The organism is Dankookia rubra (assembly GCF_004355005.1).
Classification (GTDB): Bacteria; Pseudomonadota; Alphaproteobacteria; order Acetobacterales; family Acetobacteraceae; genus Paracraurococcus; species Paracraurococcus ruber_A.
This window is the reverse complement of record NZ_SMSJ01000019.1, coordinates 83,399-93,989: the sequence shown is the minus strand read 5'-3', so window position 1 is coordinate 93,989 and position 10,591 is coordinate 83,399. Positions and strand designations below refer to the sequence as shown.

At 71.0% G+C, this 10,591-nt stretch carries 10 protein-coding genes; 6 read left to right on the top strand and 4 right to left on the bottom strand.

The features are described 5' to 3' along the window. From E2C06_RS16130 to E2C06_RS16120, 3 genes are all read left to right on the top strand, one after another. Window positions 1-485, top strand: a 485-nt coding sequence (locus E2C06_RS16130) for a thiamine phosphate synthase (protein ID WP_133289635.1), incomplete at its 5' end; no start/stop codon positions are given. Between the two features lie 222 nt (window positions 486-707). Then, window positions 708-2,144: a porin gene (locus E2C06_RS16125; protein WP_165982428.1), complete on the top strand. Its 1,437-nt coding sequence runs from the start codon at window positions 708-710 to the stop codon at window positions 2,142-2,144. Window positions 2,145-2,288: 144 nt separating this feature from the next. Then, window positions 2,289-2,825, top strand: coding sequence for a DUF3576 domain-containing protein (locus tag E2C06_RS16120; protein WP_133289633.1), 537 nt, complete (start codon window positions 2,289-2,291; stop codon window positions 2,823-2,825). Window positions 2,826-2,963: 138 nt separating this feature from the next. Here E2C06_RS16120 and E2C06_RS16115 read toward each other — a convergent pair whose 3' ends face one another. Continuing rightward, the gene (locus tag E2C06_RS16115) at window positions 2,964-6,107 is read right to left on the bottom strand and encodes an efflux RND transporter permease subunit (protein ID WP_133289632.1); all 3,144 of its coding nucleotides are present in this window, start codon (window positions 6,105-6,107) and stop codon (window positions 2,964-2,966) included. Between the two features lie 172 nt (window positions 6,108-6,279). Here E2C06_RS16115 and E2C06_RS16110 point away from each other — a divergent pair, with 172 nt between their 5' ends. Both E2C06_RS16110 and E2C06_RS16105 read left to right on the top strand, forming a co-directional pair. Further along, window positions 6,280-6,984 (top strand): AzlC family ABC transporter permease, encoded by a 705-nt coding sequence (locus tag E2C06_RS16110; protein ID WP_133289631.1) that lies wholly within the window; start codon window positions 6,280-6,282, stop codon window positions 6,982-6,984. Next, entirely contained in the window at window positions 6,971-7,291 is a 321-nt protein-coding gene (locus E2C06_RS16105) for a hypothetical protein (RefSeq protein ID WP_133289630.1), read from the top strand. The genes E2C06_RS16110 and E2C06_RS16105 overlap by 14 nt, the downstream gene beginning before the upstream one ends. On the opposite strand, the gene E2C06_RS16100 is transcribed toward E2C06_RS16105, so the two are convergent. Continuing rightward, complete coding sequence (locus E2C06_RS16100) at window positions 7,292-7,723, bottom strand: DUF1489 family protein (protein ID WP_193560466.1); 432 nt, start codon at window positions 7,721-7,723, stop codon at window positions 7,292-7,294. A 93-nt stretch (window positions 7,724-7,816) separates the two neighbouring features. On the opposite strand from E2C06_RS16100, the gene E2C06_RS16095 reads away from it, so the two are divergent. Next, window positions 7,817-8,782 (top strand): isocitrate lyase/PEP mutase family protein, encoded by a 966-nt coding sequence (locus E2C06_RS16095; RefSeq protein ID WP_206664558.1) that lies wholly within the window; start codon window positions 7,817-7,819, stop codon window positions 8,780-8,782. Window positions 8,783-8,915: 133 nt separating this feature from the next. Here E2C06_RS16095 and E2C06_RS16090 read toward each other — a convergent pair whose 3' ends face one another. Both E2C06_RS16090 and E2C06_RS16085 read right to left on the bottom strand, forming a co-directional pair. Beyond that, a complete protein-coding gene (locus tag E2C06_RS16090) occupies window positions 8,916-9,260 on the bottom strand; it encodes a hypothetical protein (protein WP_133289629.1) in 345 nt (114 codons plus the stop codon). A 161-nt stretch (window positions 9,261-9,421) separates the two neighbouring features. Further along, the gene (locus E2C06_RS16085; protein WP_133289628.1) at window positions 9,422-10,510 is read right to left on the bottom strand and encodes an alpha/beta hydrolase; all 1,089 of its coding nucleotides are present in this window, start codon (window positions 10,508-10,510) and stop codon (window positions 9,422-9,424) included. Between the last annotated feature and the right edge of the window lie 81 nt (window positions 10,511-10,591).

Here is a 10,591-nt window from a genome sequence, read left to right as displayed (position 1 = left end):
GGCTGCCGGCCGGCGCGGCGGTGCTGGCCCGCGGCCTGGCACCGGCGGTGCTGGCCGGGCTGGCCGCCATCGCCAGGCGGCGGCGCCTCGTGCTCGTGGTGGCAGGGAATGGGAGGCTGGCACTGCGCCACGGCGCCGGGCTGCACCTGCCGGATCGCCGCACCGGCACGGAGCTGCTGCCTTTCCTGCTGGCGCGACGACGGCGGCCCCTGCTGCTGACGCTGGCGGCGCATGGCCGGCCCGGCCTCGCCCGGGCGCGGCGGCTCGGCGCCGATGCGGTGCTGCTCTCCCCGGTCTTCCCGACCGCCAGCCATCCCGGCGCCCCGGCGCTCGGCCCGCTGCGCTGGGCGGCGCTGGCCCGTCGCGGCGGCAGGCGGGCGATGGTGGCGCTGGGCGGGGTCGGCCCCGCGAATGCCGGCCGCCTGCCGCGCTGGACCGCGGGGTTCGCGGCAATTGACGGGCTTGGCCACCCGCCCGGCGCGTAACTCCGATGCATCGGGCGCATGTGGCGGACGGGCCACAGTGTTTCGGGGAAGTCGCGGTCCCTTCATCCGAGCGGTTGCCGGCTTTTGTTCCGCTGCACCATAGTCCAGCAGGACCCGGGTGCTTCCGCGCCGGTGCGTTCCGTCGTGGGGGTCGCTTCCTGTCAGGGGGGCAGGTGGGTCAAGGGAACAGCCGGGCGTGTCCGGCGCGTGAGGAGGATTGAGATGCGTAAGATTCTGCTGGGCACGACCGCGGTGGTCGGCGCGGCGCTCCTGGCCCCGTCCTTCGCGGCGGCGCAGGAAGCCCCGACCGTCCGGATCGGCGGCTTCTTCCGGGCGTATTACGGCTACACGCAGCAGACCGGCCGCAACTCGACGGCGCCGGGCGCGACGGGCTCGACCCTGCCCACCGGTGTTGCCGGCGCTACCGGCAACCTGCCGCCCGATGCGCCGGGCGGCAACCAGGCGCGCCTGTCGAAGAACGACTTCAGCACCGACGGCGAAGTCCATGTCTTCGTCAACGGCAAGACCGCCAACGGCCTGTCCTACGGCGCCGTGATCGAGATGGCCTTCAACCAGCAGGAAGGCCGCAACATCGTCCAGCAGCGGTCGAGCACCGGCAAGACGACCGCGTCGATCGACGAGTGGTATGCCTTCGTCGCCTCCCCGACCTGGGGCCAGGTCCGCTTCGGTGACGAGGACGGCCCGGTCGGCGGCCTGATGAACTCGGGCGTCATCACCAACTTCGGCACTGGCGGCGTGTACGGCGACCGCGAGTCCTTCGTGACCCGCCAGGCAAACGACCGCACCACGACCTCGCCAGGCTCCCTGGGCGACGCGACGAAGATCATCTATCTGTCGCCGCAGTTCTTCGGCTTCGACTTCGGCGCGTCCTTCGCGTTCAACTACAACGAAGGCGAGGACACGGGCTGCTCGACCAACCAGTCCAGCGGCTACTGCGACAGCTCCTACGCCTTCACCGGCGCCAGCGGCGTCGGCATTGCGGCCGCCGGCCCGAACTTCTCGGCCCGTCGCAACGAATACCAGGGCGCGGCGCGTTGGCGCGGCAGCCTGGCCGGCGTTGGCCTCTCCGTCACCGGTGGCTATGTCGGCGCCGGCGCGGCCCGCGAGCTGACCCCGGTGGCCGGGACCCAGGCCCGCGTGTTCAACAACCTGAACGTCTACCAGGTCGGTGCGCAGGCGACCGCCTACGGCCTGACCGTCGGCGCGCAGTACGAGCACGGCGACAGCAACTTCTTCTGGGGCAACACCTTCCGCGGCGACCGCCCGATGGACCAGTTCTTTGCTGGCGCCAGCTACACCGCGGGTCCCTTTACCTTCGGCGGCAACTACGTGATGCAGACGGTGGAAGGCGCGAGCCGCAGCGCGTTCAGCGGGCCAGCGGCGGATGCCGGCAGCAAGAGCGGCCTCGTCGCCAGCACCGCCGCCCCGGGCAGCGCCGGCTTCGGTGCGGGCCTGATGCGCCGCCTCGGCTACGGCATCGGCGGCAACTACCGCATCGCCCCGGGCATGGACATCGTGGCCGAGTACAGCAGCTACACGGTTGCCGAGCGTGGCCGCGACCTGAACCCGTCCAACCCGGGCACGCAGGACAAGGCCACCGCGAAGGTCTTCATTCTGGGTACCCGTATCGCCTTCTGATCGGCCGGATCCTCGGATCCAGCCAAGCGAAGGGGGGCGGCGGAGCAATCCGCCGTCCCTTTTTTTATGTTTCATGTTCAGGTAAGGTTCGCCCGGCCGATTCGGGCTTGATCGGCGCCGGGACATGCCCATAGTGCGCCGGCCATGAAACCCCTCCTCGCCGCCGTCGCGATCGCCCTACCGCTGCTTGCAGCCTGCGGGGATTCCAACCAGCGCCTCGTCAACAACGACGAATATGGCGACTACCGGGGCGGCCGCGCCCGCAACCGGCCGCAGGGTGCGAATGCCGGCCTGGTGGTCTTCGGTGTGGACAAGGACCGGGAAGCGCGGGAGGCGGCGGCCGCCGGGGGTGCCGCCGGGCTTTCGGTGAATGCCTATCTCTGGCGCGCTACGCTCGACACCTTGTCCTTTATGCCTCTGGCTTCGGCCGATCCCTTCGGCGGCACCATCATCACCGACTGGTACACGCCGGCCGGCGCGACGAACGAGCGTTTCCGCGCCCAGGCCTATGTGCTGGGACGGCAGCTGCGCTCGGATGGGGTGAAGGTGCAGCTCTTCCGCCAGACCCTGGAAAGAGGCCAGTGGGTGGACAGCCCGGTCTCCGCCTCGACCAACGCGGATATGGAGGACAAGGTCCTCGCCCGGGCACGCGAGCTGCGGAGCCAGTCGGCCTCGCGCTGACGGAGAGGCCAGGTCGGAACCGGGAGGGCGTCTCCTCCCCGGACCTCTCCTGTCCATTTCGTGAGCTTGGCGCACGTTACGCGGGGAATGCCGGGGCGGAAGGTAGATAGAGGGCCGGGGAAATACCTTCCCCTGGCCTTACTCCGCCGCCACGGCCGCCCCGCGCGGCGCTTGGCGCCGAAGCGCCGCCGGCTTGCCGAACAGGTCGATCATCGCCGGGAAGACCACCAGGATGAAGACCGGCAGCAGCGTCGTGCCGCCGACCACGACCACCGCCAGCGGCTTCTGCAGGTCGGAGCCGATCCCGGTAGCCACCGCCGCCGGCAGAAGCCCCACCATGGCGGCGAGGCAGGTCATCATCACCGGCCGCATCCGGTCCACCCCGGCCTGATCCAGCGCCTGCCGCCAGGGCATCCCGGCATCGCGCAGCCCGTGGAAATGCGAGAGCAGGATGATGCCCTCCATCACCGTAATGCCAAAGAGGGCCAGGAAGCCGATTGCCGCCGGCACGCTGAAATGCAGCCCCATCATTTCAAGCGCGGTGACGCCGCCGATGCAGGACAGCGGCAGCAGGCCGAAGATCAGCAGCGTGTCGCGCAACGAGCTGAACTGGACGTACAGGAGCACGCCGATCAGCGCGAGCGCGATCGGCACCACCACCTGCAACCGGGCGATGGCGTCCTGCAGGTTGCGGAATTCGCCGACCCATTCCAGCTTGTAGCCGGGCGGCAGCGTCACGTTCTGCTCGACCCGCGCCTGGGCCTCCTCGACCGCGCTCTGCGGGTCGCGGCCACGGACGCTGAACTTAACCGGCACGTAACGGGAGGCATCCTCCCGGTAGATGTAGCTGGCGCCGGAGATCAGCCGGACATCGGCGACGTCGCCCAGCGTCGCGCCGGATTGCGGGCTGACCGGGACGCGGCGGATGGCGTCGAGGCTGCTGCGATAGGGCAGGTCGAGCCGGACGGTGATGGGGAAGTTGCGGTCGCCGCCCTCCTCGTACAGCCGCGCCGCCTCCTGCCCGCCGATCGCCGCCCTGATGACATTGTTGATGTCGTCGATTGCCAGGCCGTAGCGGGCGGCGCGGGCCCGGTCGATGCGGATGGAGACGGTCGGCTGGCCGAGGGTGCGGAAGGCGGCCAGGTCGGCGATCCCGTCGACCTTCTCCATCTGCGCCCGAAGCTGCTCTGCCAGCCGCGAGAGCACGTCGAGCTCCGGCCCGATCACCTTCAGGGCGTTGGCGCCCTTCACGCCCGACGACGCCTCCTGCACGTTGTCCGAGATGTATTGGGAGAAGTTGAAGTCGACGCCGATGAACTCCTGGTTCAGCCTGGCCTGGATCTTCTCGACCAGCGCATCTTTGGTCTTCGCCGTGGTCCATTCGTCCTGCGGCTTCAAGGGGACGAAGAACTCGGCATTGAAGAAGCCGGCGCTGTCCGTGCCGTCGTCCGGGCGGCCCTGCTGCGAGGTGACGGTGATCACTTCGGGGAACTCCTTCAGCACCATCCGCATGCGGTTGACCGCGCGGTTGCCCTCATCCAGCGAGATGGTGGCCGGCATGGTGGCGCGCATCCAGATGCTGCCTTCCTCGAGCGTCGGCAGGAATTCGCCGCCCATGCGGGAGAACTGCAGCACCGCGCCGACCAGCAGCAGGCCGGTTACCAGGATGGTGGCAACGCGCCGGCGCATCGCCAGCCCGTGCAGGAAATGGTGCGCGCGGCCGAGCCAGCGGACGATCGGCATCACTTTCTCGACCGTGTCGTCGCGGAACAGCGTGCCGGCGAGCGCCGGGGCGACGGTAAAGGTGGCAAACAGCGCGCCGCCGATCGCGTAGGCATAGGTCTTGGCCATCGGGCCGAAGATCCGCCCCTCGATCCCACCCATGGTGAAGAGCGGGATGAAGGCGGCGACGATGATCAGCGCCGAGAAGAAGATCGCGGTCGAGACCTCGTTCGAGGCGCGCAGCACCACCAGCGGCACGCCCGAGAGGCCGCGCGGCGCCGCCGGATGGGCGATGCGGTGGCCATGCGCGGCATGGGTCAGGTGCAGGTGGCGGTAGACATTCTCCACCATGATAACGGTGGCATCGACCAGCAGGCCGAAATCGAGACTGCCGAGCGAGAGCAGGTTGGCGCTTTCCCCCCGCAGCAGCATGACGATGACGGCGGTGAAGAAGGCGAAGGGAATGGTGGCGCCGACCACGATGGCGCCGCGCAGATCGCCGAGGAAGAGCCACTGGATGAAGACCACGAGCAGGATGCCCATGATGATGTTCTTGACCACGTGGTGGGTGGTCACCTCGACCAGGTCCTTGCGGTCGTAGATGGGCACGATGCTCACGCCGGGCGGCAGCACGCCGCCGGCATTGATGGTGGCGACTTCCTGTTCGACCGCGCGGATGGTCGGCATGGTCTGCTCGCCGCGGCGCATCAGGACGACGCCCATGACGACGTCGTCATCCGCCTCCTGCCCGGCCATTCCCATCCGCGGCAGGTTGCCAACTTCTACCCGGGCGACGTCCGACAGCAGGACGGGGATGTTGTTGCTGGCGCCGAGCACGACGTTGCGGACATCGTCCATCGAGCGGATCAGGCCGACGCCCTGCACCACGGCGGATTGCGGGCCGATATCGACGATGCCGGCGCCGGTGGTCGCGTCGCCGTTGCCGATCGCCTGCACCACCTGCGGCAGGGTCAGGCCGAAGGCGTTCAGCTTGGGCAGGTCGATGATCACGTTGTAGGACTTGGTCGGGCCGCCATAGGCGGTCACGTCGATGACGCCCGGCACCCGCTTGAAGCGGCGCTGCAGCACCCAGTCTTGCAGCACCCGCAGGTCGGTCATGGAAAACCCCGGCGGGCCGACGATGCGGTAGCGCAGGATCTCGCCGATCGGGCTCCAGGGGCTGATCTGCGGCTGCACGCCGGCCGGCAGGGTGATCTGGCCCAGCCGGTTCAGCACCTGCTGCAGCGACTGCTCGTAGTTGTAGGCGAAGGTGAACTGGGCGGAAACGACCGAAAGCCCGAACAGGCTGGTCGAGCGCACCTTGGCGAGGTTGGGCATGCCGGACAGCCCGACCTCGATCGGCACGGTGATGTAGCGCTCGATCTCCTCGGCGCTCTGGCCCTGGTTCTGGGTGATGACGACGACGGTCGGCGGCACCGGGTCCGGATAGGCCTCGATGTTCAGCTGGCGGAAGCCGGCGAAGCCGATGCCGAGGAAGGCGACGAAGAGCAGGATCACCAGCGCCCGTTTCTGGAGCGAGAAGGCGACGAGATGGCGCATGGGAAGTCCTGGCAGCAGGTCGGAGGGCTTTCGGGCTTGCCGTTCTCGCATGGCCCGGCTTGCCGGAGCCGGCGGCTGCCGCTTAAGGCTTCGCCATACGTGGTTGCGCCAGCTAACGGCCGCGCCATGCGGCTGCGGCCGGCGCCACGGCGTGGCAGGATGACGGGAGCCGATGCCGACCGACCCTGACCCCCATCGCCGCGGCCGATCCTTGCGGGCGGGCGCCGCCGCGGCGCTCGGCGCGCCCGCCATTGCGATGGGGGTAAGCTTCCTTGCCTTCGGCGCGGCGGTGGCGGCGGCGCGGCTCGGCGTCGGCTGGGCGCTCGGGGCCTCCCTCTTCGTCTATGGCATGGCGGGGCAGCTGGTCCTGCTGCAGGCGGGTGACGCGGGCGTCATGGGTGCAGCGCTCGGCGCCACCGCGGCCAATGCGCGGTTCCTGCCGATGGCCCTGGCAATCGCCCCCTGGCTCGGGCCATCGACGGGACGCCGCTGGCTGGCGCTGCCCTTCATCGCCATCACGCCCTGGGCGGCGGCGATGCGGGCATTGCCGGGGCTGCTGCCGGCAGAGCGGCTGGGCTGGTTCCTCGGCTTCGCCCTGGTCTCCTGGACCGTTGCCGGGGCGGCGACCCTCGCGGGCTTTCTCGCCGCGCCGCTGCTCGATGCGCCGCTGCTGGCGGCGTTGCTGTTTGCCAACCCGCTCTACTTCGCCCTGCTGCTGGCGGCCGAACTGCGCAACGGCGCCTCCCGTCAGGCAATCCTGGCCGGGGTGGCGGCGGCGCCGCTGGCGCTGGTCCTGCCCGCAGCCTGGGGACTGCTGGCGGCGGGGCTGGTCGGTGGCACGCTGGCCTTCGTCTGGGGGCGGCATGGCCGGGCCTGACCTCGCGTTGCTGCTCAGTGCCCTGGCGATGCTGCTGCTGCGGGCGGTCGGGCTGCTGGTCGCCGGCGCGCTGCGGCCGGAGCATCCGCTGGTCGCCTGGGCCGCGGCGGTCAGCCAGGCGACGCTCGCGGCCTTCGTGGCGCTGGCCGTGGCGGCGCCGGGCGGTGCCGCGGCGAGCGTGCCGCTGACGGCGCGGCTGGCCGGGCTGGGCGCGGGGCTGCTGGCCTGGTGGGCCGGGCGCGGGCGGCTGCTGCCGGCGCTGCTGGCGGGGCTCGCCGCGCTGGTCGCGGTACGGGGCTTTGGCTGACTACAGCAGTCCTAGCCCCCGCAACTCCTGCCGCAGCCGCTCCGGCAAGGCCTCGATCCCCTCGGCCTCGCCGCCGGCCGCGATATCCGGCGGGGCGGCGGCGGCTTCCAGGTAGCGCCAGCCCTGGAAGGGCCGGGTCTGCCGCGCGGCGACCGGCACCAAGGTGGGGTCCAGCACCAGCCCGGCGCAGGCGCTGCCGTCGTCCCAGCGCTCCTCCCGGATGTCGATGATGCGCTGGCGCACCTGCAGGAAACCGGCGACCACCCAGTAGATCGAGCCGCCCTCGAGGATTTCCGCCGCCCGCTTCGGCACCATGCGGGTCTGGTGCCGCAGCGGCGGGTCCACCACGGCGCGGCGCGCCTGGATGTCGCGGAGCTGGCCGACATCCTTCGGCCCGACCGACAGCTTGATGAGGTGAAGCACGCCACGCATGTACCCGCTCCGGCGGCGACCGCAAGGTGGCATCGCTTGACCGCGGCCGAGGCGGCTCGCAGGCTTCGGAAAACCTCCAGGGGAGTAACCCGCATGCGCCTCGGCCTCGGCGAAACCGGCCGCCCCGGCACCCGGCTGCGCGCCATGATGGCACCCGGCCGGCCGCTGGTGCTTCCCGGCTGCTACAACGCGCTGACCGCCCGCATCCTGGAGCATGCGGGGCACGAGGCACTGTACATGACGGGCTACGGCACATCGCTGAGCCTGCTCGGCCTGCCGGATGCCGGGCTGATCACCCTGACCGAGATGGCGCTGAACGCGAAGCTGATCGCGGGCGCCGTACGCGCCCCGGTGATCGCCGATGCGGATACCGGCTTCGGCAACGCGGTCAACGTGATCCGCACGGTGGAGGAATACATCCGCGCCGGCCTGGCCGGCATGCATATCGAGGACCAAGTGGCGCCGAAGCGCTGCGGCCATGTCGCGGGGCGGGAGGTGGTGGACCGCGCCGAGGCGGTGGGCAAGATCCGCGCGGCGCATGCGGCGCGGCAGGCGCTCGACCCCGACTTCATCCTGATCGCCCGCACCGATGCCCGCGGCGCACATGGCGGCAGCCTCGAGGAGGCGATCGCCCGCGCCAACCTTTTCCTCGAGGCCGGGGCCGACATGGCCTTCGTCGAGGGCCCCGCCAGCAAGGCGGAGATCGCCGAGGTCTGCCGCCGCGTCCGCGGCCCCATCCTCTACAACCAGACCGGCATCTCGCCCCGGCTGTCGGAGGCCGAGATGGCCGAGCTCGGCATCGCCCTCACCATCCTGCCCGGCGCGGTGCTGCGGCAGACCATCATGGCGGTGCACGACTTGGCGGTGGCGATGAAGACGGAAGGGGCGCTGGCCGAGGCCGAGGTGGATGCGAGGACCAGGACCCACCCTCTCGGCAACCTGCACCTGTTCTCCGGCTTTGACCGCATCCGCGCGCTGGAGACGGAATTCCTGCCCGCCGGGGCCCAGGAGAAATACGCCGGCACGCTGGGGCACATGCCGGAGACGCGGCGAGCCTAGCGATCAGTGACGGTTGGGGAGGGAAACCTGTTCCCTCTCCAAGCCCCACCCTGCCTTTTTCCGGGTCCGGCACCCCCCGCACGACGAGTGCCAAGCGCATGGGTGGTCCGGGGAGAATACCGTCTCGCCGGGCCTACCGCCGCCCGGCGACCTCCAGCGCGCTGCCAGGAGGGGCCGGGTTCATGCCGGGGCTGCGGGCCGCCTCGCAGCCGTCCATGACCGGGCGCCAGTCATTGGTGCGGCACTGCTTGCCGCGGCTGCAATAACCGACGATCTGCGCCTCCTCGTTCACCAGCGTGCCGACCGAGCAGGGGCGCTGCATAAGTACCGGGTGGATGCGCAGTTCCTCCCAGCTCAGGGCCTGGCCGGACATGGTGACGACGCGAACGGCCTCCAGCTCGGCTTCCGCCGTGGTCGGCGGCGCCGGCTCGGCGCAGGCGAGCAGGGCTGGGAGCAGAAGAAGCGGGGCGAAACGCATGGTGGAACCTCCACCACAAGGTTAGCGATGGCGCTGCCACCGAACCTGCAACGAGAGCGCGAGCGCCGCGGAATGCGCGTCACGGCTGCTTGGGGTTCGGTCCAGCCCCGCAGGATCTCGCCGTACGGCTCAACCGCCGCCGCAGGGTCTTCCCGTGCGGCTCAACCGCCGCCGCAGGCTGCCCGCCTGACCCCGCGCGGCGCCGCCGCCTCCGGCGCCTGCACCAGGCTTAGCAGGCAGCCGGCATAGGTCAGGGTGAAGCGCAGGTCGGCCGCCGCGGTATGGCCACGCAGCGGCGGCTCGGGCCAGAGCGCCAGGGTGGGCGCGTGGCGGTCGCGCGCCCTCCCCTCCAGCAAGGCAGCGCGGCGCTCGGGGTCGGGGTCGTAGTCGTCACCCTCGAACAGCACCACGGCGAGCCTCGGGCCGTCCGGCAGCCCGGCCAGCAGGCGCTGGAAGTCGTCCACCGCGGCGCCGAGGTTGTTGCCGCGCCTCCATTCGCCATGCGCCGCCGGGGCGGTGGCGATGACGGCATCGACCAGGTCCGGCCGCTCGCTGGCCGCCATGATCGCCTGCCAGCCGCCGCGCGACTGACCGCCGAGCAGCACGCGGCGATAGCCGGCCTGGCGCAGCGCGGGCAGGCCGGCGACCAGGCGCGGCAGGCTGGCATAGAGCCCATCATCGCCCGGATGCCGGTCGAAGCGCAGCACGTCCCAGCCGTTGTCGTTCAGCAGGGAGACGAAGGGCGGGGTCGGGATGGTGCGGTTGTCGCGGTCCGGCCCGCCATAGCCATGGCCCCAGACCAGGACGCCGCGCGCCGCCTGCGGGCCGCGGCGCAGCAGCAGCGGCGCCCAGCGGAAGGGGCCGAGGCTGCCCTCGGCCAGCGGCACGGCGGGGCCGCCGGGGCGGCCGGCATTGCTGGCGAAGACCCGGCACTCGGCCTGCAGGGACCCCAGCGAACGGCGGCAGCGCTCGAGCGCCGCGGCCTCGGCCTGGACCGGGTCGGCGGCGCCGCCGACATAGCCCCAGGCGGAGCGGCCTTCCGCGTCGCGGGCCAGGGCATAGGCGGTGTTCGCGACCATGCCGCGGTAGGCCAAGCCGAAGCTGGCAGCCAGCAACAGCGAAGGATTGGGCTTGCCGAGCGCGGCGATGGAGAAGACCTCGCGGTAGGCGGCCTCCTCCGACGAGGGCTGGGCCCGGGCGGCACCGGACTGCGCGACCAGGAGCAGCAGGAAAAGCAGTAGTCGGCGCATACCGGCCCCGTGACGATCAGCCGGACCATGCCCCGCGGCAACGCCACCCGCAACCGCACGCCCTTCCCGTTTGCCAAGCCA

What these genes read in the sequence shown, in the direction of transcription:
- E2C06_RS16090 (WP_133289629.1), bottom strand. Translation starts at nt 9,260, where the DNA reads ATGCGTTTCGCCCCGCTTCTTCTGCTCCCAGCCCTGCTCGCCTGCGCC.
- E2C06_RS16100 (WP_193560466.1), bottom strand. Translation starts at nt 7,723, where the DNA reads ATGCGTGGCGTGCTTCACCTCATCAAGCTGTCGGTCGGGCCGAAGGAT.
- E2C06_RS16110 (WP_133289631.1), top strand. Translation starts at nt 6,280, where the DNA reads ATGCCGACCGACCCTGACCCCCATCGCCGCGGCCGATCCTTGCGGGCG.
- E2C06_RS16105 (WP_133289630.1), top strand. Translation starts at nt 6,971, where the DNA reads ATGGCCGGGCCTGACCTCGCGTTGCTGCTCAGTGCCCTGGCGATGCTG.
- E2C06_RS16115 (WP_133289632.1), bottom strand. Translation starts at nt 6,107, where the DNA reads ATGCGCCATCTCGTCGCCTTCTCGCTCCAGAAACGGGCGCTGGTGATC.
- E2C06_RS16095 (WP_206664558.1), top strand. Translation starts at nt 7,817, where the DNA reads ATGCGCCTCGGCCTCGGCGAAACCGGCCGCCCCGGCACCCGGCTGCGC.
- E2C06_RS16120 (WP_133289633.1), top strand. Translation starts at nt 2,289, where the DNA reads ATGAAACCCCTCCTCGCCGCCGTCGCGATCGCCCTACCGCTGCTTGCA.
- E2C06_RS16085 (WP_133289628.1), bottom strand. Translation starts at nt 10,510, where the DNA reads ATGCGCCGACTACTGCTTTTCCTGCTGCTCCTGGTCGCGCAGTCCGGT.
- E2C06_RS16125 (WP_165982428.1), top strand. Translation starts at nt 708, where the DNA reads ATGCGTAAGATTCTGCTGGGCACGACCGCGGTGGTCGGCGCGGCGCTC.